The following is a 22,152-nucleotide window of genomic DNA, read 5'->3' on the forward strand; positions in this document are numbered from 1 at the left end:
CCGGTTCGCCATTCCCTAGCCGCGCTACGCCTGGAGTATTCCTATGCTGACTTTCCTTGGCTTTGCCATGGTCATCACGTTCATGTTCCTGATCATGACCAAGCGCCTGTCTGCGCTGATCGCCCTGATCATCGTGCCGATTTTGTTCGCGCTGTTCGGCGGCTTTGCGCCGAAAATCGGCCCAATGATGCTCGAAGGCATTACCAAGCTCGCGCCGACCGGCGTGATGCTGATGTTCGCCATCCTCTACTTCGCCTTGATGATCGACTCCGGCCTGTTCGACCCGGCCGTGCGCAAGATCCTCAAATTGGTCAAGGGCGACCCGCTGAAGGTCTCGGTCGGCACTGCCGTGCTGGCCCTGGTGGTCTCCCTGGACGGTGACGGCGCCACCACCTACATGATCTGCGTGGCCGCCATGCTGCCGTTGTACAAGCGCATCGGCATGAGCCCGCGGATCATGGCCGGTCTGATCATCCTTGCTGGCGGCGTGATGAACATGACGCCATGGGGCGGCCCAACTGCCCGTGCGGCCAGTGCGCTGCATGTAGACCCGTCGGACATTTTCGTGCCGATGATCCCGGCGATGCTGGCGGGCGTGGTTGCCATCCTGGTGATCGCCTATATGTACGGCAAGCGCGAACGTGCGCGCCTCGGTGAACTGCACCTGCAGGGCGACGAAATCGACCACAGCGAAATCAGCGTTTCGCAGTACCCGGACGCCCGCCGTCCGAAGCTGATCTGGTTCAACGGCGCCCTGACGCTGGCCCTGATGTGCACCCTGATCGCCGGCCTGCTGCCGCTGCCCGTGCTGTTCATGGTGGCCTTCAGTATCGCGATGATCGTCAACTACCCGTGCCTGCAACAGCAGAAAGACCGCGTCGCCGCCCACGCCGGCAGCGTACTGGCGGTGGTCGGGTTGATCTTCGCGGCCGGCATCTTCACCGGCATCCTGTCCGGCACCGGCATGGTCGATGCGATGTCCAAGAGCCTGCTGGCAGTCATCCCTGACGCTTTGGGCCCTTACCTGGCGGTGATTACCGCGCTGGTGAGCATGCCGTTTACCTTCTTCATGTCCAACGATGCCTTCTACTACGGCGTACTGCCGGTACTGGCCGAAGCCGCCAGCCACTACGGCATCACCGCCGTGGAGATGGCCCGTGCCTCGATCGTTGGCCAACCCGTGCACTTGTTGAGCCCACTGGTTCCATCCACCTACTTGTTGGTGGCGCTGGCGGGTATCGAATTTGGCGATCACCAGCGCTTCACCCTCAAGTGGGCGGTGCTGGTGTGCCTGTGCATAATGGTCGCCGCATTGCTGATGGGGATTTTTCCGCTGTTCAGCACTCTATAATCGTACCGACTCACCGCGCGGCGCTGCAGCTGGCGCGGTTTAACACTCGCTCAAAGGAATACACATGGAATGGCTGACCAATCCGGAAATCTGGATTGCCTTCTTCACCCTGACAGCCCTGGAGATCGTCCTGGGCATCGATAACATCATCATGATTTCGATCCTGGTCAGCCGCATGCCCAAGCATATGCAGGCGCGCACCCGGATCTTCGGCCTGGCCCTGGCCATGGTCACGCGCATCCTGTTGCTGCTGTCGATCACTTGGGTGATGCGCCTCACCGACGATTTGTTCGTGGTGTTCGGCCAGGGCATTTCCGGCCGCGACCTGATCCTGTTCTTCGGTGGCCTGTTCCTGTTGTGGAAAAGCTCCCAGGAGATGTACCACGCACTGGAAGGTGAAGACGAAACCCACGACGAGCCGAAAGGCGCCGGTGGCAAGTTCATCTACACCATCATCCAGATCGCGATCATCGACATCGTATTCTCCCTGGACTCGGTGATTACCGCGGTGGGTATGGTTTCCCACGTACCAGTAATGGTGGCCGCGATCATCGTCGCCGTGCTGGTGATGATGCTGGCCGCTGGCACCATCAGCGATTTCATCGACAAGCACCCGTCGCTGAAAATGCTGGCGCTGTCGTTCCTGCTGGTGGTGGGTACCGTGCTGATCGCCGAAGCCTTCGACGTTCACGTGCCTAAAGGCTACGTTTACTTCGCCATGGCGTTCTCCCTGGCGGTGGAAGCGGTGAACATCAAGATGCGCACGGCCATCGCGAAAAAGAAGAAACAGCAGGACCCTGTGAAACTGCGCAAGGACATTCCGGGTCAATAACCCAGACCCGCGTGTAAAAAGGGGCCTTGAGGCCCCTTTTTTTCATCTGCAAAAAGCTGATTTCATGACAGTTTTGTTTCAATCCCAACTTTAGCTATGCGATGCTGGCGCAGAGCCCATTCGCCAACTACAGCTTAAGTACAAGACGTAGAAAGGCACGCGGCACTATCCACTTGCTCCGGTTGGAGCACGACTCAATACAGGGGGCCCAGCATGCTGACCCTGCTCAATCTGCTTTCCGCGGTAACCCTGCTGATCTGGGGCACGCACATCGTCCGTACCGGCATCCTGCGGGTGTACGGCTCCAACTTGCGCCAGGTCATCGGGCAGAACATGTCCAAGCGCTGGCTGGCGTTTATCGCCGGTATCCTGGTGACGGCCATGGTGCAAAGCAGCAACGCCACGGCGATGCTGGTGACCTCGTTTGTCGGCCAGGGCCTGATGGGGCTTATGCCCGCCTTGGCCACGATGCTCGGTGCCGACGTCGGTACGGCGTTGATGGCCCGGGTATTGACCTTCGACCTTTCGTGGCTGTCGCCGCTGCTGATTTTTCTCGGGGTGATTTTCTTCCTGTCACGCAAACAGACGCGTGCCGGGCAGATGGGCCGCGTCGGGATTGGCCTGGGCCTGATCATTTTGGCGCTGCAATTGATCGTCGAGGCCGCAGGCCCGATTACCCACGCCCAAGGCGTCAAGGTCCTGTTCGGCTCACTGACCGGCGATATCCTGCTCGACGCCCTGGTCGGCGCTCTGTTCGCGATGATTTCCTACTCCAGCCTGGCCGCCGTCCTGCTGACCGCGACCCTGGCCGGTGCCGGCGTAATTGGCCTGCACGTGGCCATCGGCCTGGTGATCGGCGCCAACATCGGCAGCGGTGTGCTGGCCTTCCTCAGTACCAGCATGCAGAACGCCGCCGGGCGCCAGGTGGCCCTGGGCAGCCTGTTGTACAAGCTGATCGGCTTGCTGCTGATCATCCCCGTCCTCGATCCGCTGGTAGGGTGGATGGACACCCTGGACTACAGCGCCCAAGGCATGGTGATCACCTTTCATCTGCTCTATAACGTCACTCGCTGCCTGATCCTGCTGCCCACCATCGGCCCGATGTCCCGCTTGTGTGCCTGGCTGTTGCCGGAGCGCGAAGAGGTCAACGGCCTGGCTAAACCTCGCCATCTGGACCTCGCAGCGCTCGCCACGCCCAGCCTGGCACTGGCCAACGCCGCCCGCGAAACCCTGCGCCTGGGCGACCTGATCGACAACATGCTGACCTCGATGCTGGAAGTGCTGCGAGGCAAACAAACTGCCATCACCCAGGAAATGCGCAGCCTGAGCGACGACGTTGAAGCGCTCTACAGCGCGATCAAGCTCTACCTCGCGCAAATGCCCCGGGAAGACCTCAGCGAACAGGACAGCCGGCGCTGGGCCGAGATCATCGAACTGTCGATCAACCTGAAGCTGGCCGGCGACCTGATCGAACGGATGCTGCGCAAGGTCCAACAGCAAAAGACCTCCCAGCGCCGCTCATTTTCCGAAGTCGGCCTGGAAGAGCTCGCCGGCCTGCAAACCCAACTGATCGCCAACCTGCGCCTGGGCCTGTCGGTGTTCCTCAGCGCCGACCCCGAAAGCGCCCGGCAACTGCTGCGGGAGAAACGTCGCTTTCGCGCCCAGGAGCGTCGCCTGGCCCACGCCCACGTCAGCCGCTTGCAACGTAAAATCGTACAGAGCCTGGAGACCAGTTCCCTGCACCTTGAGCTGATTGCCGACATGAAGCGCCTCAACTCGCTGTTCTGCAGCAGCGCTTATGTGGTGCTGGAAACCACCGACACCGGCGCGCTCTCGGTGGACGATATCGCCGACATCACCCATTCGCCCTGAACGTAAGATGGCGAGTGAAGTCAGTTAACAAGGACCTCACTCGCCAGGAAGCTTGTTATGCGTCGCCTGTTATTCGCCTGCCTGCTCATGGGCTCGGCACAAACCTTTGCCTTTGACCGCCTGCAAGTCGAGGGCTATACATTGCCCAACGGCCTGCAATTGCTGCTCAAGCCGGGCACCGAACGCGGCCACGTGGCCATTCGCCTGGTGGTGGGTGTAGGCCTGGATGACTTCAGTTGCGAAGACAAAGAGCTGCCGCACCTGCTGGAACATCTGCTGTTCAGCGGCATCGATGGCGGCGGCGAAGGCGAGCTGGAAGAGCGCATGCAAGCCCTCGGTGGTGACTGGAACGCCTACACCAGCAACGCCGACACCACCTTCGTCATCGAGGCCCCGGCGCGAAACCAGCGCAAGGTGCTCGACCTGCTGCTGGCCATTGTTACCCGCACGCAACTGACCGACGCCAACATCAACGCCGCCAAACAGGTGGTGGAGCGCGAAGACGGCGGCCATTACTCGCACCTGCAACGCCTGCTGGACCGCCAGGACCTCGGCCACAAGGCCAGCAGCCAGCTTGCGGTGGAGCTGGGCCTCAAATGCGCCGAACGGGCCGACGTTGACCACCTGACCCGCGACCAGCTGGAAAAGCTGCGCAAGGCCTGGTACGCCCCCAACAACATGACGCTGATCATCGTCGGCGACCTCGACAAACTGTTGCCGGCCTACCTCGAACGCACCTATGGCGCGCTTGATCCAGTAGACCCCAGCGAACATCGCCCCCTCCCGGACATCCAACACGCCGCCGCCATCCACCGTGACCTGATCCACGGCTGGGTCGGTGACAACGCCAAGCTGCACTGGCTGTTCCCCGAGCCGGTACTGGACGACCAGTACGATGAAACCTTCGACCTGCTCAAGGACTACCTGGACTGGGCGCTGTACCGCCAACTGCGGTTGCAGCACGGTTTGTCCTACGGCCCATGGAGCGAGCGCGAAGTGCTCGGCGGGGTCGGTTTCATGAGCCTCAACGCCGACCTTGAGCGCGACAACCTGCCCGAAGCCGAGCAAGTGCTGCAAACCCTCAAGGCCCAATTGCTCCAGGACGGCCTCGACCCAACCACCTTTGCTCGCCTGCAACAAGCCGCCATCGCCCGCCAAGCCTGGGCGGTACAGGGTAACAGCGCGCTGGCCGACTATTACTGGAGCGCCTCGGGCGACTACGCCAAGGGCCGCTTCAGCGACCCGGCCAAGCGTATCAAGGCCGTCAGCCTGGAGCAGGCCAACCAGGCCATGCGCGAGCTGTTCAAGCACAACGGCTACTGGCGCATCGAGAAACCATTGTTCAGTTACGACAGCCTCTACTGGATCGCTGCTGGCGCGCTGGGACTGATTGCGATTGTGTTGCTCGGCGTGTGGCGTTATCGCAAAGGGATTGCGTAATGAGGCCCCGAGAAAACAGCTAAAACGTTATTCTGTCTGGGATTTTTCCTACAAAGACTGTGAACAACCGAATGCCTATCCTGACCCACACCATCCAGCGCATCCTCGAGCTGATGAAGCGCTACCCAGGGGTGATTGCACTCGGCGGTTTCATCTCGGGTGTGTGCAGCTTTATCCTGGTGGACCGCCAGCAAGGCATGGCCAGCTGGATCGCGGTGATCATGCTGGTGAGCTGGTTATGGCTGATGCTCGAAAACAGCTTCACCCAGCTGTTCAGCAAAATCTTCAAACGGGAAATCCCCGAACCGCTGCTGCGCTACGCCACGCAGATGATCCACCAGGAAAGCCTGTTTTTTGTCCTGCCATTCTTTTTTGTCACCACCACCTGGAACAGCGGCCAGTCGATTTTTACCGGCCTGTTGGGCGCGGCAGCGCTCGTCTCTATCACCGATCCGCTGTACTACAAGTGGCTGGCGCCCAAGCGCTCGCTGTTTTTGGCGCTGCACACCCTGACCCTGTTCGCGGCCCTGTTGACCGCCCTGCCGATCATCCTGCACCTGACCACCGCCGAGAGTTACAAGCTGGCCCTCGGCGTCGCGATGGCGTTGTCGATCCCGAGCCTGGCCGTCAGCCTGCCGTTGCGCAGCATCAAGGGTTGGGCCATGTTGCTGGGAGTGACCGCCGCGATTGGTTGCGCCGGCTGGTTCCTGCGCAGTTGGGTGCCGCCCGCGACGCTGTGGATGACCGAAGTGGCCATCAGTACCCAACTGCAGGACCGCACGCCCGGCGATGACCTGAAAGAAGTCAGCGCCACCCAGCTGCGCAGCAGCGGGTTGTATGCCTACACCGCGATCAACGCTCCGCGTGGGCTGGATGAACGGATCTACCACGTGTGGAAATTCAACGGCAAGGAAGTCGACCGCATCGCCCTGGACATTCACGGCGGGCGCAAGGAAGGTTATCGCGCCTGGACCCACAAGCAGAACTTCCCCGCCGACTCGGTGGGACGCTGGCAGGTACGCGTGCTGACCGAGGATGGCCAAGTGATCGGCGTGTTGCGCTTCAAGGTGACTGATCCCGGTCAGGGCACCACAACGCCGGACGCGCCAAAGTAGGTAGGATCGTGCTATTACGTAGGAATTGTGGAATAGCCAAACAAGCTCGGAGCTTATGACCAGTAGCACAACGGCCGGCGCAGCCCATCTGGACACGTCCATCCAACCTCCATTGCTGAGGATTACCGGGGATTGGACGCTTGCCCACTATGCCAACCTGAAGAAGCTGTCGGAAAAGCTCGACGGCCAGTACGACGCTGGCGCACGCATCGACCTTAACGGCCTCGGCGCCCTGGACACCGCCGGCGCCTCGCTGCTGGTGGAATTGCTCGGCCCCGAGCGCATCGAACAATCCGCCGAACAGACCGACTGCAGCCTCTCGCCCGCCGACCGCGCATTGCTCAAAACCGTGTACCGCTCACTGAACGATTTTTGTGTCCCGATCAAAGAACCGGAGGAGGCCGCCGGCATCATGTTGCTGGCGCGCATCGGCAGCGCGGTGTACACCGTCTGGCAAGACGGCCTGAAGTTACTGGGCTTTATCGGCCTGATCCTCGAAACCTTCGCCCGTGGCGTATTCCGGCCCAAGCGCTGGCGCGTCACGCCGGTGGTCGCGCATATCGAACAGACCGGCCTCGACGCGGCGCCCATCGTGGCCTTGCTGACCTTTCTGGTGGGCGCAGTGGTGGCGTTTCTTGGCGCCACGGTGCTGGCCAGTTTTGGCGCGAGCATCTTCACCGTGGACCTGGTGGCGTTTTCCTTCCTGCGGGAATTTGGCGTGTTGCTTACCGCAATCCTGATGGCCGGCCGTACTGCCAGTGCCTTTACCGCGCAAATCGGCTCGATGAAGGCCAACGAAGAAATCGACGCCATCCGCACCCTGGGCCTGGACCCGATGGAATTGCTGGTGCTGCCCCGCGTGCTGGCATTGCTGGTGGCGCTGCCGATGCTGACGTTCCTGGCGATGCTCTCCGGGATTATCGGCGGGGGCGTGGTGTGCGCGGTGGCCCTGGATATTTCGCCGGCGATGTTCCTGTCGCTGCTGCAATCGGACATCGGCGTGCAGCACTTCCTCGTCGGCATGGTCAAGGCGCCGATCTTTGCCTTCCTGATCGCCGCCATTGGCTGCCTGGAAGGCTTCAAGGTCAGCGGCAGTGCCGAGTCAGTCGGCGCCCACACCACCTCCAGCGTGGTGCAATCGATTTTTGTGGTGATCGTGCTGGATGCGGTCGCCGCCTTGTTCTTCATGGAGATGGGCTGGTGAGTCGGTTACGTCGTGCACCCGCCGAGGCGGTGATCGAAGTCCGTGGGCTGTGCAACCGCTTTGGCCCGCAAAGCGTGCATGAGAACCTCGACCTGGATTTATACAAGGGCGAGATCCTGGCCGTGGTCGGTGGTTCGGGCAGCGGCAAGTCGGTATTGCTGCGCAGCATTATTGGCCTGCGCCAACCCAGCGAAGGTTCGGTTCGGGTGTTTGGCCAGGACCTGCCGACGCTGTCGGAACACGAGCGTTCGATGGTGGAGCGCCGTTTTGGTGTGCTGTTCCAGAAGGGCGCGCTGTTTTCCTCGCTGACGGTGACCGAAAACGTCGCCTTGCCGCTGATCGAACATGCCGGCCTCAGCCGCCCCGATGCCGAACACCTGGCGGCGGTGAAACTCGCGCTGGCCGGGTTGCCATTGTCGGCCGCCGACAAGTATCCATCGTCACTCTCCGGCGGCATGATCAAGCGTGCGGCCCTGGCCCGTGCCCTGGCGCTGGACCCGGACATTCTGTTTCTCGACGAACCCACCGCCGGCCTCGACCCGATCGGCGCCGCCGCCTTCGATCAACTGATCCTGACCCTGCGCGATGCGTTGGGCCTGAGCGTGTTCCTGGTCACCCATGACCTCGACACGCTGTACACCATCACCGACCGCGTGGCGGTGCTGGCGCAGAAAAAGGTACTGGTGGCAGATGCCATCGATGTCGTCTCGGAAACCGACAACGCCTGGATTCACGAATACTTCCATGGCCCACGGGGCCGCGCGGCATTGGATGCCGCTCAACTGCTCAACGAGGTATGACATGGAAACCCGAGCCCATCATGTGATGATCGGTCTGTTCAGCGTGATCGTCGTGGTCGGCGCCATGCTGTTTGGCCTGTGGCTGGCCAAATCCAGCGTCGACAGCGCGTTTCAGGATTACGAAGTGATCTTCAACGAGGCGGTCAGTGGCTTGTCCCAGGGCAGCGCGGTGCAGTACAGCGGGATCAAGGTGGGCGACGTCACCAGCCTGCGCCTCGACCCGAAAGACCCGCGCCGGGTGTTGGCGCGCATCCGTCTGGCCGGGCAAACACCGATCAAGGAAGACACCCAGGCCAAGCTCGCCCTGACCGGCATCACCGGCACTTCGATCATCCAGCTCAGTGGCGGCACGCCCCAAAGCCCGGAACTCAAGGGCAAGGACGGCGAACTGCCGCAAATCATCGCCTCGCCCTCGCCCATCGCTCGCCTGTTGAACAACAGCAATGACCTGATGACCAGCATCAACCTGCTGCTGCACAACGCCAACCACATGTTCTCCCGGGAGAACGTCGAGCGCCTCAGCAATACCCTGGATAACCTGCAACAGACCACCGGTGCCATCGCCGATCAGCGCGGCGACATCAAAGTGGTGATGCAGCAATTGATGCAGGTGAGCAAACAGGCCAGCGCGACCCTGGAGCAAACTACCGCGCTGATGCGCAATGCCAATGGTTTGCTCAACGACCAGGGCAAGCAGGTATTCGGCAGTGCTGAAAAGGCCATGCAGTCGCTTCAACAAAGCACGGCCACCATCGACACCTTGCTGACCAACAACAAAGACTCTCTGAACAGCGGCATGCAAGGCCTCAACGAACTGGCGCCAGCGGTGCGCGAACTGCGGGAGACCCTGGGTTCATTGCGCGCCATTTCCCGCCGCCTGGAAGCCAACCCCAGCGGGTACCTGCTGGGCAGCGACAAGAACAAGGAGTTCACGCCATGAAGCGTGCTTACCAAGTAATCGCCCCCGTTGCCCTGGCACTGGTCAGTGCGTGTTCGATCTTGCCCAAGGCGGATCCTTCGAACGTGTACCGGTTGCCATCGACGCAGACGGCCACGCAAGCCAGCCCGGTGGCCTGGTCCCTGCGCGTGACCAAGCCGCAGACCAGCGAGTTCCTCGACAGCCCGCGGATTGCCGTGGTGCCTAACGGCGACCTGATCAGCAGCTATGCCAATTCACGCTGGAGCGATCCGTCGCCGGTGTTATTGCGTAACCGGCTGTTGGATGGTTTCCAGCGGGATGGGCGGGTGACGCTGCTCAGTACCGATGAGACCAATCTGCAGGCGGACTTTGAATTGGGCGGGCAATTGCAGGCGTTTCAGAGTGAGTATCGCGGCAGTGCAGTTGAAGTGGTGATACGGCTGGATGCGCGGCTGGTGCGCGGGAGTGATCAGCGGATTATCGCCAGCAAGCGGTTTGAGGTGAGGCAGCCGGTGGGCGATACCAAGGTGCCGGCGGTGGTGGCCGGGTTTGGTCAGGCTGGGGATGCGCTGAACAGGCAAGTGGTGGATTGGGCCGTCGGCCTGGGAAGCCACGCTTTTGTGGCGAGGGAGCTTGCTCCCGTTGGGCTGCGCAGCAGCCCCAAAACCGGTCAATGAACTTTGACTGACACACCTGCGAAAACTTACTGGGGCCGCTTCGCGGCCCAACGGGAGCAAGCTCCCTCGCCACAGGGGATGTAGGCCTTAACCGAAGAACCAGTAGCACACCGCTATCGCCGCCACCACACCAGCAAACTCCGCCAACAACGCACACCCCACCGCATGCCGCGCCCGCTGGATTCCCACCGAGCCAAAGTACACCGCCAGCACGTAAAACGTGGTCTCGGTACTGCCCTGAATCGTCGCCGCCACCAGCGCCGGGAAGCTGTCCACGCCCTGGGTCTGCATCGTCTCAATCAGCATCGCCCGCGCCGCACTGCCGGAGAATGGCTTGACCATCGCCGTCGGCAACGCATCGACAAAGCGCGTGTCCATGCCAGCCCAGGCCACCAAATGGCGAATGCCTTCCAAGCCGAAATCCAGCGCGCCGGACGCCCGCAACACCCCCACCGCACAGAGCATCGCCACCAGATACGGCAGCAGGTTCTTGGCCACGTCGAAGCCTTCTTTGGCCCCTTCGACAAACGCCTCGTAGACCTTGACCTTGCGCAGCGCGCCAATCACCAGGAACAACATGATCAGCCCGAACAGCGTCAGGTTGCCGAGGATCGAGGACAACCCTGCCAGCGCAGTGGCTGAGAGCGTCGCCAGCAAGGCCATGAAGCCACCCAGTACCAACGCGCCCGGAATCAGATACGCCAGCACCACCGGGTCCCACAGCCGCAGGCGTTGCATCACTGCCACCGACAGCAGGCCCACCAGGGTCGAGGCGCTGGTGGCCAGCAGGATCGGCAGGAACACCAGCGTCGGGTCGGCCGCACCTTGCTGGGCGCGGTACATGAAGATGGTCACCGGCAGCAGGGTCAGGGAAGACGCATTAAGCACCAGGAACAGGATTTGCGCGTTGCTGGCGGTGTTGGGGATGGGGTTGAGCTCTTGCAGCGCCTTCATGGCTTTCAGGCCGATGGGCGTAGCGGCGTTGTCGAGGCCCAGGCCGTTGGCGGCGAAGTTGAGGGTGATCAAGCCGATGGCCGGGTGGCCCGCCGGCACTTCCGGCATCAGGCGGCGAAACAGAGGCCCAAGTGCCTTGGCCAGCCAGTCGACGATCCCGGCTTTCTCGGCAATGCGCAGGAAGCCCAGCCACAAGGTCAGCGTGCCGAACAGCAGCACCATCACCTCGACCGACAACTTGGCCATGGCAAAGATACTTTCCACCATCGCCGCAAAAATGCCGGCGTTGCCGCCGATCAGCCATTGCGCGAACGCGGACACCATCGCCACGATAAAAAAGCCAAGCCACAGGCCATTGAGCATCAGTTGAATCCCCCGAAAGATGGGGCGAATGATAGCGGGGCTGGCAGAAACGACAAACCCCGGATTTTCCGGGGTTTGTGTAGGAGGCAGTCCTGGCGATCAGCCGCGAGTGGTCTCGCCGGCCGGCAGCGCTTCCTTGGTGCGCCAGTGCGGCAGCGAGTTCCAGTAGCGCTCGCCCTTGGCGTCGTCGTACATGCCTTCCCAGCGGGAGATGACCAGTACGGCCAGGGCGTTGCCGATCACGTTCAGCGCAGTACGCGCCATGTCCATGATGCGGTCGACACCGGCGATGAACGCCAGGCCTTCCAACGGAATACCCACGCTGCCCAGGGTCGCCAACAGCACGACGAAGGATACGCCCGGCACGCCGGCGATGCCTTTGGAGGTGACCATCAGCGTCAGTACCAGCATCAGTTGCTGGCCAATCGACAAGTCGATGCCATACAGCTGGGCGATAAAGATTGCCGCGATGCTCTGGTACAGGGTCGAACCGTCGAGGTTGAACGAGTAGCCGGTGGGTACCACAAAGCTGCAGATCGCCTTCGGCGCGCCGTAGGCTTCCATCTTCTCGATCACGCGCGGCAGCACGGTTTCGGAACTGGCGGTGGAGTAGGCCAGTACCAGCTCATCCTTGAAGATGCGCATCAGCTTGATCACCGAGAAGCCGAACAGGCGGGCGATCAGGCCAAGCACCACAAAGGCGAAGAACAGAATGGCGACGTAAACCAGGATCACCAGCTTGGCCAGCGGCAGCAGGGAGGCGAACCCAAAGTTGGCGACCGTCACCGCGATCAAGGCAAACACGCCGATCGGGGCGTATTTCATGATCATGTGGGTGACTTTGAACATGCTCTCGGACACGCCCTGGAACATGGTTACCAGGGGCTCGCGCAGTTCAGGCTTGAGGCTCGACAAGCCGAGGCCGAACAACACCGAGAAGAAGATGATCGGCAGCATGTCGCCACGGGCCACGGCGGCAAAGATGTTCGAGGGGATCAGGTTGAGGATCGTCTCGATAAACGCATGCTCGTGCTGAACCTCGGCGGCGGTGGCCGTGTATTTGGAGATATCGACGGTACCCAGGGTACTCATGTCGATGCCGGTACCCGGATGGAACAGGTTGGCCAGCAGTAGGCCGACCACAATGGCAATGGTGGTGACCACTTCGAAGTAAAGGATGGTTTTCACGCCGATCCGACCGAGCTTTTTCGCATCCCCAACACCGGCAATTCCGACAATCAGCGACGAAATCACGATCGGGATAACGATCATCTTGATCAGGCGGATAAAGATATCGCCGGCGGGCTGCAACACGTTGCTGATCCACCAGGCCTTTTCGGCACTGAAATGGTTAAGCACTGCACCGATTGCAATCCCCAGCACCAGACCGATGAGGATCTGCCAGGCGAGGCTTAGCTTTGCCTTCTTCATGTCATTACCCTTACTTCAAGTGGACTCAGGCAGATGCGCCAGCAGCTGGAACGCTCGAAAGCGAAAAAGTGTGTGCATCTGCCCCCGTAGAAGGTCACCGCAGTTGGCCGATATGGCTCACTGGCAGGCGAAAAAAGGCGCAACTATTCCGATGCAAGGAGGCGACGTCTAATGCCGTAAACGCCTACCCTATGCCGAATCGGCATGAGTTTTTTTGAGTTTTTCTGTCTGAACGGTCAGTTCGAATACGACATTTCGGCAGGCATAAATGCCGCGAACCGGCCATTTCAGGCTCGCGCAGGGTTTTTTGAAAATCTACGGTCGCGGTCGAAAACTCCTGAAAATTCCTACGCATACCATCGGAAAACTCGTCTGGCAGAGGACAAACTTTCTCGATAGATGGTCACGCGCACACACCAAGAAATGGTTTGAGCGAAGCAAAAAGGAAAATTGCCGCTATGGGCGGCATGACAAGAAGCAGGCGTCAGAGCCGTAAGCTCGTCGCAAGTTCCACAAACCATCAGCTTGGGAACTTGCGTCGCAGCTTTTCACCTGACCCGGCCCTTGCGCAGGCACTCCTTGTACCCGTAGGTCACGCCGATCCGATCGATCAGAGCAACCCGGCCCCCTGGTCATGCATCGTCCTCCTCGGGCGATGCAGACAGAAAGAAACGCGGCGCTTCTTTCTATGGACGATAGGCTGGTAGACGACAGCGTCGTGCGGACCAGCCTAGTACCAATTCGGATCTTTCTTGAGCTGTTCCATCAACAGCTTCTGCATGCCTTCGTTCGGCTTGCCAAGAAAACGGTAGTCGGCATGCCTAGTCGGGGATTTATCGGACGGCAGGCCGGCCGGGACTTCCACCAACATTGCGTAGGCATCTTCCTTGTCGTAACTAAAAGCGACGATCAAGCGCTTGCTCTTGCACGTGTCTGCGGTTTCACAGAGCGGCCCGACCAAGTACTTGTCACCTGCTTCTTCAACGGCGTTCATTTGTTCTGCGCTACCCGAGAGGTTTAACACCCACTCCGGCAGACGCTCTTCCTTCTTGACCACGCCCTGCCAGGTTTCGCGGTATTGCGGGTCCGCGCTCAACAGTTCATTGGCCCGGGACTGGCCGTCATTGGCAGCCAGCGCCAAGCCGCTGCCGCCCAACAACAGGGCGGCAGCCAGGGCTTTAAGGGACGAATTGAACATGTTCAGCCTCGGCCACGACGGCCAAAGAAGAAGGAAGCGATAAACATCACCAGGAACACCACAAACAGAATCTTGGCGATACCCGTGGCGGTGCCCGCGATACCACCGAAGCCCAGGACTGCAGCCACAATGGCGATGATCAGAAATGTGATTGCCCAACTCAACATGGTGATTCTCCTTAAGCTTCTTTAGGGGTAACAGCGGTGATGCCTGCGGTCGCTCGAGTCGAGAACCGCGTCTTGCCTAGAACACCCAGCGTTCCTGATAAGGCAGGTCGCCGAGGGTGGAATCCTGTTCAACCGCCGCCAATTGCGGGGTTGTCACTTCGCCAGCGCTGGCGCTGACGGAACGAAAATGGGTCTGGGTCATCATCGGACGCTCAAAATGCGCGGCTTGCTGCTGACTCTGTTGCCAATGTCCCAATTGCTGACCGCCAATCAAGGTCACCATCAGGGCCAGGCTGGCAAACAGCCCCTGTTGCAGACGCAATGGCGATACACGCAGTTGGGTGAGGCTTTGGCGAGTCATGCTGTATCTCTCCCGCATTCTGATTATTCGTTGATGAAGCTCGTACAAGACCTATTGCAGCCTGCGTGCCAGTTTTTTAACAAAATAAAATCCAGCAAAATCAAACACTTGAAAACGAAAGCGGTTTGACACCACGAGCATCCTGCACGATGCCCCTATCCTTACCGTGCGTAATGCACGATGGTCAGTGGTCGGATAGAAGGATAAAAACGCAGCGCTCGACTGCCGAAGAGGCAAGAGAGGCAGAAAAACGCCTCGAATGGGCATCTCTGTAAGAAGAAGCGCAGATAGCTGCGCGATGTCGGCTTTAATCAATCAGAATAAACCATGCAACTTGCCCGATTATTCCGGGACTAAACAACATCATTCATTCTTAAGGAGCGCGGGACAGATGGAATCAGCCAAGGAACTTCAAGGCCGCATTCTTTTAGTGGATGACGAATCCGCGATCCTTCGCACCTTCCGTTACTGCCTGGAAGATGAAGGCTACACCGTAGCCACCGCCAACAGCGCCGCCCAAGCCGATGCCCTGTTGCAACGCCAGGTGTTTGACTTGTGCTTCCTGGACCTGCGACTGGGCGAAGACAACGGCCTGGATGTACTGGCGCAAATGCGTATCCAGGCACCGTGGATGCGCGTGGTGATCGTCACCGCCCATTCGGCAGTCGACACGGCCGTGGACGCGATCCAGGCCGGTGCCGCTGATTACCTGGTCAAACCGTGCAGCCCCGACCAGTTACGCCTGGCCACGGCCAAGCAACTGGAAGTGCGCCAGCTATCGGCACGCCTGGAAGCACTCGAAGGCGCAGTGCGCCAGCCCAAGGACGGCCTCGACTCCCACAGCCCGGCGATGATGGTGGTGCTGGAGACTGCACGCCAGGTGGCGGGTACGGATGCCAATATCCTGATTCTCGGCGAGTCTGGTACCGGTAAAGGCGAACTGGCCCGGGCCATTCACGGCTGGAGCAAGCGGGCAAAGAAATCCTGCGTCACCATCAACTGCCCTTCGCTGACAGCGGAACTGATGGAAAGTGAACTGTTCGGTCACAGCCGGGGAGCCTTCACCGGCGCCAGCGAAAGCACGCTGGGCCGGGTCAACCAGGCTGACGGCGGCACGCTGTTCCTTGATGAGATCGGCGATTTTCCGCTCACGTTGCAACCCAAGTTGCTGCGCTTCATCCAGGACAAGGAATATGAGCGCGTCGGTGATCCGGTGACCCGGCGCGCCGACGTGCGGATCCTCGCTGCCACCAACCTGAACCTGGAAGACATGGTCCGCGACGGTCGTTTCCGCGAAGACCTGCTGTATCGCCTGAATGTCATCACCTTGCACCTGCCGCCGCTGCGCGAACGCAGCGAAGACATCCTGACCCTGGCCGACCGGTTCCTGGCGCGTTTCGTCAAGGAATACGCGCGACCGGCCCGCGGGTTCAGCGATGAAGCACGTGAGGCCCTGCTCAACTACCGTTGGCCGGGAAACATTCGCGAGCTGCGCAACGTGGTCGAGCGGGCCAGCATCATTTGCCCACAGGAAAAGGTTGAAATCAGCCACCTCGGCATGGCCGAACAGCCGACCAATAATGCCCCGCGTATCGGTGCAGCCTTGAGCCTGGATGAACTGGAAAAAGCGCATATCGGCGCCGTGCTTGCCACCAGCGATACCCTGGACCAGGCCGCCCGGACCCTTGGCATTGATGCCTCGACGCTGTACCGCAAACGCAAACAATACAACCTGTGAGCTGTAGCCTATGAAGCTTGCGATGAAGCTGCGCACTCGGCTGTTCTTGAGTATTTCTGCGCTGATCACCGTTGCCCTGCTGGGGTTGCTACTGGGCCTGGTGAGTGTCATGCAAATGGCCAAGACCCAGGAGTCATTGATTCGCAGCAACTTCATCACCCTGGACCTGGGGCTCAAGCTGCGGCAGACCCTCGGCGATCAGTTGATGATCATGCTCAACGAGCGACCTGATGCGGCCGCGCTGGAGGATTCCAAGCAACGCTATTTCGCCCTGCTGCAACAGGGCATTGAGCACGAACAGAAGGACGCGACAACCAGCGGCTTTACCCAAGCCAAAACTGATTACCTGAGCTTCCTGGAAGCGTTCGATAAAAACGAAAATACTACGCCGCAACTGCGTAACAACGACGAGTTGACCGAGCGTTTCAATATCTTGCGCAACGGCCTGATCGCCGAGCACAAGAAAGCCCTCGAAAACATCAACGACACCGAACACAAGTCCCGTGAACGCGCGCTGTTGATTGCGGGCCTGCTGGGCCTGGTCGGGCTGGCGGTGCTGATCATTGGTTTCATCACCGCCCACGGGATCGCCCGGCGCTTTGGCGGGCCGATCGAAGCCCTGGCCAAAGCTGCCGACAAGATCGGCCAGGGCAACTTCGAAGTCACGCTGCCCATCTCCTCCGCGGCTGAAATGAACCTGCTGACCCGGCGCTTCGGCATCATGGCCGAGGCGTTGCGCCAGCATCAGGCAACCAACGTCGATGAATTGCTTGCCGGGCAGCAGCGCTTACAAGCGGTACTCGACAGCATCGACGACGGCCTGCTGATGATCGACCGCCAGGGGCGCCTGGAGCACCTTAACCCGGTGGCACAGCGTCAATTGGGCTGGGATGAGAATCGCCTGGGCCAAGGCCTTGGCGACGCCCTGGGCCGCCCCGAGCTGGATGAGCAACTGCATTTGGTACTACGTGGTGGCAACCTGGAGCGCGCACCTGAAGACCTGGAGGTGGAAGTCGAGGGCGAGCTGCGCCTGCTCACTTTTAGCCTGACACCGGTCAGCCATACCCAAGGGCATATTCTGGGCGCGGTGATGGTGCTGCATGATGTGACCGAACAACGCGCCTTTGAACGAGTGCGCAGTGAGTTTGTGTTGCGCGCATCCCATGAACTGCGCACGCCGGTGACGGGTATGCACATGGCATTCGGCTTGTTCCGCGAACGGGCGAAGTTTCCTGCAGAGTCTCGCGAAGCGGACCTGCTGGATACGGTCAACGAGGAAATGCAGCGCCTGATGCAGTTGATCAACGACTTGCTCAACTTCTCGCGCTATCAAAACGGCTTGCAGAAACTTACCCTGGGCCCGTGCGATATCAGCGACTTGCTCGAACATGCCCGCGCCCGCTTCGCGGAGCAGGCGAACGCGCAGAACATCGAATTGCTGGTTGATGAGCAGCCCCCGCTGCCGAGGTTGCATGCCGATAGAGCGCAGTTGGAGCGAGTACTCGATAACCTTTTAGGCAATGCCCTGCGGCACACAGCCGACGGTGGGCAGATCCGCTTGCAGGCGCGCCGCCATGGTGAACGGGTGATCGTCAGCGTCGAGGACAACGGTGAAGGTATCGCCTACGGCCAGCAAGGGCGGATATTCGAACCGTTTGTGCAGGTAGGCCGCAAGAAAGGCGGCGCCGGGCTGGGCCTGGCGCTGTGCAAGGAAATCGTGCAATTGCACGGTGGCCGCATGGGGGTTTATTCGCGGCCGGGGCAGGGAACGCAGTTCTACATGGCGCTGCCCTTGTAGGAGCCCGGCTTGCCGGCGATGGCGATGGCGATTCTGAGGACGCCATCACCGGCAAGCCGCGCGCCAACAATTATTGGTGATTCAACGCCCGCAGGATCGCGGCACTTTCAGCATCCGGCGTCCCGTCATACAACGATGCCCGGAAATGCATCTGGAACGCGGCCACCACATGCCGCGTCGCCACATCCAGCTCGCCCGTCTGTGGCGTCGGATAGCCCAGCTTGGCCAACTCTTGCTGGAACCAGGTAATGCTCGGTAGATCGACGGCGTACTGCACCTGGTAACGGGCCACTGCCTTGGCGTCCGGCCACATGCCCAAACCTTCATCCGCGAGGCGCTTCCACGGGAACAATGGCCCAGGGTCCAGCTTGCGCAACGGGGCAATGTCGCTATGGCCGATGATGTTCCGCGGGTCGATGCCGTTGCGTTTGCTGATGTCCTTGAGCAGCACCACCAGCGATTGCACCTGCGCCTCGGAGTACGGATACCAGACGCGGCCCGTCGGCAAATCGCGATAGCCCGGGTTCACGATTTCGATCCCGATCGAGCTGGAGTTGAGCCAGGTGCGGCCCATCCATTCGCTTTCCCCGGCATGCCAGGCGCGCTGGCTTTCGTCCACCAATTTATAGATGGTGGCCGAGGCATCATCACCGATCAGGTAATGGCTGCTGACCTGGCCATGGGTCAACAGCGCCAGCGAGCGCTCAAGGGACGCAGAGGTGTAGTGCACGACGACGAACTGCACACGGTTGTCGTGGTTCACCGACGGATGACTGGTGTCCAGGCGAGGGCCGCTCGCGCAACCGGCGAGCAGGAGAAGCAGCAAGGCAGAACACAGAAGTTTCATGGCAGCAGACAATACGCTTAAGACGGTAATGCAACAGTGTAACGTACCGTTTGCTCCCAAGCGGCCAAATGCGGCGTTTTAAACAAAATGGAACATTTTCAGGCCGCCTGCACCTGATTGCGCCCTGCGGCCTTGGCGCGATACAGCGCCTCATCGGCACGCTTGAGGGCCAGGTCACTGCGCTCTCCCGGCTGAAACTGCGCCATGCCCATGGACACCGTGATCGTCACCGGCTCGCCCTTGAAGTGAAACGGGCAGGCTTCGATGGCTGCGCGCAGGGTTTCACCCACGGCCAAGGCCTCGGACAGCGATGAGTTGGGCATCAGCAGCACAAACTCTTCACCGCCAAAGCGCGCGATGAAGTCGTTGGGCCGCAGGCGCTTTCGGAGCACCGTGGCGATGATCTTCAGCACCTTGTCGCCGGCCAGATGACCATAGCCATCGTTGATCCGCTTGAAGTGATCCAGGTCCAACATCGCCAGTGACAGGCTGTTTCCCTGCTGATGCCAGGCGTTGACCTCGTGCTCCAGGCGTTCGCTCCAGGCTGCTCGGTTGGGCAAGCCGGTAAGCGGGTCGACCAGGGCTTTCTGGCGCTGAACCTCAAGGTGCTCCCGGTAGCCCTGAGCCTCTTGCTCCATATTGGCGACCCGTTCGGCCAAGCCTTTGAGGCGGGCAGCCACTTCCTGCTCACGTTGGTCACGCTGGTGCTGGTGTTCGTCCATCGTGCCCAGCAGCCCTTCAAGGTGGCTCTCCAGCACGTGCTTGAGGCTATCCAGGTCGGCCGCGTCCTGGACGCTGGTTTGCAAACCATCCACTTGTTCGCGGATCTGGGTGTCCAGCTCTCTGGCGGCTGAACGGCTGTCGGCGTGGCCTTCACTGGCGACCTGCAAATGGCCCTGGAAGGCTTCGAGGCGCTCGTTGAGTTGCTTGAGGTAGGCTTCAAACTCGTGCTGGCCGCTGTCGGTGATGGCCAGCATCAATACCGCCAGGTCATCGAGGATCGGCAGCAGTTCGTACCAGTTCAAGCCATGCGTCAGGCGTTCACGCATCGCTTCGGCTTGAGGCCTATGACGCTCGGGTAGCGACAGGTCTTCCAGCAAGCCGAGCAGGGTGTCTTCGATGTGTTTGGCCACCGAGCTGTAAGACGGCTCGGGCGTGTCGGGCAGTGCGTAGGCTTGGTCCGCTTGCAGTTCGTCGGGGTTCAGCTCCGCTGGGGCCGGCGGCTCTTGCGCCTCATCGGCCATGACCGGTGGCAGCGACAAGCTGCCGATCTTCGTTTGCTCCAGCTCGCGGGCCTGTACCTCTGGCGCCTCGACCATAGCGGCGAGGGCGCTTTCAAGCGCTGGCTCACCTTCCGTTTCGGTCGGCTGCTCGGGCTCCAGTGGTTCGACAATCGCTGCGGGCACCTCGATGACGGGAGCCATGGCCACAATGGCAGGGGCATCTGGCGCCACTTCGCTGACAACCTCAACAGCCTTTACGGGTGGCACGCGCTCAGGCAGCGGCTCTGCGGCCGCCGGGGCTTTGGGTTGTGGCGCAAAAGCTCGCAGCGCTTGAGCCAGCTCGGCCGATTGCGCTGGCGCTTCAGCCTCATCCACCGGCTTTGGCGCAGCAGGCGCCTGAACCGCCGGGCGCGGTGGCGCAGGTTGCTCAACCTCGGGGGTTTCGGCCGCTGCGTCCCTCGTGCCAAACAGACGCTGCAACAAGCCCGGGCCCGAACGGCTGGCTTCGCCCTCCGGCTCCATGTTGCTCAATGCCTGCCCCTGAAGGCCGCTCAACTCACTCAGCAACAGCGGGATCTCCCGCGCTTGGCCGACACGCCCGTCCAGCTGTTTGGCGAACGCCTTCAGCGGGCGACTCACCTCACGCGGCAAGGGCAGTTTCTGCAACTGGGTGACCAACGCGGTCAAGGCCGTGCCAATCTGGTCAACCCGGGTTTCGCGGCGCTGCTCCGAATCCAGCACGGCCTTTTCCAGGCGCGGCAACAGTGCAGCAAGCGCAGCATCCATGTCGTCTGTGCGCACAACATCGCGCATTTCCTTCATGCATTGATCAACGGCGCGGTCGGTCCCTTCCGCCGCGAGGGTGCTGCGCACCAACCCCCGGCGCAGCAGGTCGAGGCGGGCGGCCCAGCGGCGCTCGAGCTTTTCTTGCTGCTCGATGCTTAACAGGTATTTTTCTTTCCAGCGCTGGGCGTCGTCGCTCATGCAAGGGGTCCGCGAGGGCCGGGGCTCAACGCGGGCAATGCATCAGCCGTGAGCGAACCCGGCAGACGAATCTCTACCGCGACCGGCAGGTGATCGGAGATGGGCTGCGCCAGTACCTGCACACTTTCGAGTGTCAGGGTCGGGCTGAGCAAAATGTGATCAAGACAGCGTTGCGGACGCCAGCTGGGAAAGGTGGCTTCGACTTGCGGCGCCAGCAACCCAAGGTCGCGCAACGGGGAATTCTGTAGCAGGTCTGAGGCATGGGTGTTCATATCACCCATCAGCACCTGGTGTTTGTAGTTGCCGATCAACTCGCGAATGTAGGCCAACTGCAGGGTGCGGGTTCGAGCCCCCAATGCGAGGTGCATCATCACCACCACCAACGCTTCCGGCCCTTCGCCGAATCGCACCAGGATCGCCCCGCGGCCTTTCGGACCGGGTAAGGGGTGATCCTCGATCGCCCACGGTTTAAGGCGACTGAGCACACCATTGCTGTGCTGGCCGAGTTTGCCGAGGTTGCGGTTGAGCTGTTGGTACCAGTAGGGAAAGGCGCCGAGCTGGGCCAGGTGTTCGACCTGGTTGATGTAGCCGGAACGCAGGCTGCCACCGTCGGCCTCCTGCAGGGCTACCAGGTCGAAGTCGCCCAGCAGGTCGCCGATCTTTTGCAGGTTGCCGGCACGCCCGTTGTGGGGCAGCAGGTGCTGCCAGCCACGGGTCAGGTAATGCCGGTATTTCTCGGTACTGATGCCCACCTGGATATTGAAACTGAGCAGGCGCAGCCGACTGTCTGCCGGCAGGCCCGTGGATTCCAGGTGGTGTTCATTGACCTTCGGGTCATGCAGGCCAACGACACGTTCAGTACCCCAGCGACGCATGAC

Annotated in this window: 19 protein-coding genes; 11 read left to right on the forward strand and 8 right to left on the reverse strand. The window is 60.8% G+C overall.

Features of this window, described 5'->3' with window-relative positions:
• The first annotated feature begins 43 nt into the window (after nucleotides 1-43).
• The 9 genes from ACZRN6_RS27075 (at nucleotide 44) to ACZRN6_RS27115 (ending at nucleotide 10,210) form a co-directional block, all read left to right on the forward strand.
• Nucleotides 44-1,351, forward strand: coding sequence for a CitMHS family transporter (locus ACZRN6_RS27075; RefSeq protein WP_322142671.1), 1,308 nt, complete (start codon nucleotides 44-46; stop codon nucleotides 1,349-1,351).
• Nucleotides 1,352-1,415: 64 nt separating this feature from the next.
• Complete coding sequence (locus ACZRN6_RS27080) at nucleotides 1,416-2,183, forward strand: TerC family protein (RefSeq protein ID WP_003214768.1); 768 nt, start codon at nucleotides 1,416-1,418, stop codon at nucleotides 2,181-2,183.
• A 213-nt stretch (nucleotides 2,184-2,396) separates the two neighbouring features.
• On the forward strand, nucleotides 2,397-4,055 hold the full coding sequence (locus ACZRN6_RS27085) for a Na/Pi cotransporter family protein (protein ID WP_322142670.1): 1,659 nt from the start codon (nucleotides 2,397-2,399) through the stop codon (nucleotides 4,053-4,055).
• 57 nt (nucleotides 4,056-4,112) lie between these two features.
• Nucleotides 4,113-5,495: a M16 family metallopeptidase gene (locus tag ACZRN6_RS27090; protein ID WP_464009263.1), complete on the forward strand. Its 1,383-nt coding sequence runs from the start codon at nucleotides 4,113-4,115 to the stop codon at nucleotides 5,493-5,495.
• A gap of 71 nt (nucleotides 5,496-5,566) precedes the next feature.
• The gene (locus ACZRN6_RS27095; protein WP_322142668.1) at nucleotides 5,567-6,610 is read left to right on the forward strand and encodes a DUF5924 family protein; all 1,044 of its coding nucleotides are present in this window, start codon (nucleotides 5,567-5,569) and stop codon (nucleotides 6,608-6,610) included.
• 55 nt (nucleotides 6,611-6,665) lie between these two features.
• On the forward strand, nucleotides 6,666-7,814 hold the full coding sequence (locus ACZRN6_RS27100) for an ABC transporter permease (protein WP_464009264.1): 1,149 nt from the start codon (nucleotides 6,666-6,668) through the stop codon (nucleotides 7,812-7,814).
• Nucleotides 7,811-8,614, forward strand: coding sequence for an ABC transporter ATP-binding protein (locus ACZRN6_RS27105; protein WP_464009265.1), 804 nt, complete (start codon nucleotides 7,811-7,813; stop codon nucleotides 8,612-8,614). Before ACZRN6_RS27100 ends, ACZRN6_RS27105 begins: the two co-directional genes overlap by 4 nt.
• A 1-nt stretch (nucleotide 8,615) precedes the next feature.
• Nucleotides 8,616-9,554 carry an MlaD family protein gene (locus ACZRN6_RS27110; RefSeq protein ID WP_017477990.1) on the forward strand — a complete coding sequence of 313 codons (939 nt, stop codon included), beginning with the start codon at nucleotides 8,616-8,618 and terminating at the stop codon, nucleotides 9,552-9,554.
• Complete coding sequence (locus ACZRN6_RS27115; RefSeq protein ID WP_322142665.1) at nucleotides 9,551-10,210, forward strand: ABC-type transport auxiliary lipoprotein family protein; 660 nt, start codon at nucleotides 9,551-9,553, stop codon at nucleotides 10,208-10,210. The genes ACZRN6_RS27110 and ACZRN6_RS27115 overlap by 4 nt, the downstream gene beginning before the upstream one ends.
• 87 nt (nucleotides 10,211-10,297) lie before the next feature.
• Here ACZRN6_RS27115 and ACZRN6_RS27120 read toward each other — a convergent pair whose 3' ends face one another.
• From ACZRN6_RS27120 to ACZRN6_RS27140, 5 genes are all read right to left on the reverse strand, one after another.
• Nucleotides 10,298-11,527, reverse strand: a complete 1,230-nt coding sequence (locus tag ACZRN6_RS27120) for a nucleoside recognition domain-containing protein (protein ID WP_322142664.1) — start codon at nucleotides 11,525-11,527, stop codon at nucleotides 10,298-10,300.
• Between the two features lie 99 nt (nucleotides 11,528-11,626).
• Complete coding sequence (gltP, locus tag ACZRN6_RS27125) at nucleotides 11,627-12,958, reverse strand: glutamate/aspartate:proton symporter GltP (RefSeq protein WP_010168665.1); 1,332 nt, start codon at nucleotides 12,956-12,958, stop codon at nucleotides 11,627-11,629.
• Nucleotides 12,959-13,688: 730 nt separating this feature from the next.
• Nucleotides 13,689-14,156 carry an inhibitor of vertebrate lysozyme family protein gene (locus tag ACZRN6_RS27130; RefSeq protein ID WP_322142663.1) on the reverse strand — a complete coding sequence of 156 codons (468 nt, stop codon included), beginning with the start codon at nucleotides 14,154-14,156 and terminating at the stop codon, nucleotides 13,689-13,691.
• Nucleotides 14,157-14,158: 2 nt separating this feature from the next.
• Nucleotides 14,159-14,323: a DUF1328 domain-containing protein gene (locus ACZRN6_RS27135; protein ID WP_003170804.1), complete on the reverse strand. Its 165-nt coding sequence runs from the start codon at nucleotides 14,321-14,323 to the stop codon at nucleotides 14,159-14,161.
• 76 nt (nucleotides 14,324-14,399) lie between these two features.
• Complete coding sequence (locus ACZRN6_RS27140; protein ID WP_322142662.1) at nucleotides 14,400-14,684, reverse strand: hypothetical protein; 285 nt, start codon at nucleotides 14,682-14,684, stop codon at nucleotides 14,400-14,402.
• Nucleotides 14,685-15,075: 391 nt separating this feature from the next.
• Here ACZRN6_RS27140 and algB point away from each other — a divergent pair, with 391 nt between their 5' ends.
• Nucleotides 15,076-16,422 (forward strand): sigma-54-dependent response regulator transcription factor AlgB, encoded by a 1,347-nt coding sequence (gene algB, locus ACZRN6_RS27145; protein WP_003214793.1) that lies wholly within the window; start codon nucleotides 15,076-15,078, stop codon nucleotides 16,420-16,422.
• A 10-nt stretch (nucleotides 16,423-16,432) separates the two neighbouring features.
• A complete protein-coding gene (locus tag ACZRN6_RS27150) occupies nucleotides 16,433-18,220 on the forward strand; it encodes a KinB sensor domain-containing domain (RefSeq protein WP_322142661.1) in 1,788 nt (595 codons plus the stop codon).
• A gap of 70 nt (nucleotides 18,221-18,290) precedes the next feature.
• Here ACZRN6_RS27150 and ACZRN6_RS27155 read toward each other — a convergent pair whose 3' ends face one another.
• From ACZRN6_RS27155 to ACZRN6_RS27165, 3 genes are all read right to left on the reverse strand, one after another.
• On the reverse strand, nucleotides 18,291-19,067 hold the full coding sequence (locus ACZRN6_RS27155) for an N-acetylmuramoyl-L-alanine amidase (protein ID WP_322142660.1): 777 nt from the start codon (nucleotides 19,065-19,067) through the stop codon (nucleotides 18,291-18,293).
• Between the two features lie 98 nt (nucleotides 19,068-19,165).
• Nucleotides 19,166-21,274, reverse strand: coding sequence for a GGDEF domain-containing protein (locus ACZRN6_RS27160; RefSeq protein ID WP_464009266.1), 2,109 nt, complete (start codon nucleotides 21,272-21,274; stop codon nucleotides 19,166-19,168).
• The gene (locus tag ACZRN6_RS27165; protein ID WP_003214803.1) at nucleotides 21,271-22,149 is read right to left on the reverse strand and encodes an endonuclease/exonuclease/phosphatase family protein; all 879 of its coding nucleotides are present in this window, start codon (nucleotides 22,147-22,149) and stop codon (nucleotides 21,271-21,273) included. Before ACZRN6_RS27165 ends, ACZRN6_RS27160 begins: the two co-directional genes overlap by 4 nt.
• Nucleotides 22,150-22,152 lie beyond the last annotated feature (3 nt).

This window comes from Pseudomonas sp. A125 (assembly GCF_055409485.1).

Bases quoted from the DNA above. Each gene is read 5' to 3' on its own strand.
- ACZRN6_RS27135 (WP_003170804.1), bottom strand. From the start codon at position 14,323: ATGTTGAGTTGGGCAATCACATTTCTGATCATCGCCATTGTGGCTGCA.
- ACZRN6_RS27075 (WP_322142671.1), top strand. From the start codon at position 44: ATGCTGACTTTCCTTGGCTTTGCCATGGTCATCACGTTCATGTTCCTG.
- ACZRN6_RS27120 (WP_322142664.1), bottom strand. From the start codon at position 11,527: ATGCTCAATGGCCTGTGGCTTGGCTTTTTTATCGTGGCGATGGTGTCC.
- ACZRN6_RS27095 (WP_322142668.1), top strand. From the start codon at position 5,567: ATGCCTATCCTGACCCACACCATCCAGCGCATCCTCGAGCTGATGAAG.
- ACZRN6_RS27150 (WP_322142661.1), top strand. From the start codon at position 16,433: ATGAAGCTTGCGATGAAGCTGCGCACTCGGCTGTTCTTGAGTATTTCT.
- ACZRN6_RS27110 (WP_017477990.1), top strand. From the start codon at position 8,616: ATGGAAACCCGAGCCCATCATGTGATGATCGGTCTGTTCAGCGTGATC.
- ACZRN6_RS27160 (WP_464009266.1), bottom strand. From the start codon at position 21,274: ATGAGCGACGACGCCCAGCGCTGGAAAGAAAAATACCTGTTAAGCATC.
- ACZRN6_RS27140 (WP_322142662.1), bottom strand. From the start codon at position 14,684: ATGACTCGCCAAAGCCTCACCCAACTGCGTGTATCGCCATTGCGTCTG.
- ACZRN6_RS27100 (WP_464009264.1), top strand. From the start codon at position 6,666: ATGACCAGTAGCACAACGGCCGGCGCAGCCCATCTGGACACGTCCATC.
- ACZRN6_RS27165 (WP_003214803.1), bottom strand. From the start codon at position 22,149: ATGCGTCGCTGGGGTACTGAACGTGTCGTTGGCCTGCATGACCCGAAG.
- ACZRN6_RS27085 (WP_322142670.1), top strand. From the start codon at position 2,397: ATGCTGACCCTGCTCAATCTGCTTTCCGCGGTAACCCTGCTGATCTGG.
- ACZRN6_RS27155 (WP_322142660.1), bottom strand. From the start codon at position 19,067: ATGAAACTTCTGTGTTCTGCCTTGCTGCTTCTCCTGCTCGCCGGTTGC.
- gltP (WP_010168665.1), bottom strand. From the start codon at position 12,958: ATGAAGAAGGCAAAGCTAAGCCTCGCCTGGCAGATCCTCATCGGTCTG.
- ACZRN6_RS27080 (WP_003214768.1), top strand. From the start codon at position 1,416: ATGGAATGGCTGACCAATCCGGAAATCTGGATTGCCTTCTTCACCCTG.
- ACZRN6_RS27130 (WP_322142663.1), bottom strand. From the start codon at position 14,156: ATGTTCAATTCGTCCCTTAAAGCCCTGGCTGCCGCCCTGTTGTTGGGC.
- algB (WP_003214793.1), top strand. From the start codon at position 15,076: ATGGAATCAGCCAAGGAACTTCAAGGCCGCATTCTTTTAGTGGATGAC.
- ACZRN6_RS27115 (WP_322142665.1), top strand. From the start codon at position 9,551: ATGAAGCGTGCTTACCAAGTAATCGCCCCCGTTGCCCTGGCACTGGTC.
- ACZRN6_RS27090 (WP_464009263.1), top strand. From the start codon at position 4,113: ATGCGTCGCCTGTTATTCGCCTGCCTGCTCATGGGCTCGGCACAAACC.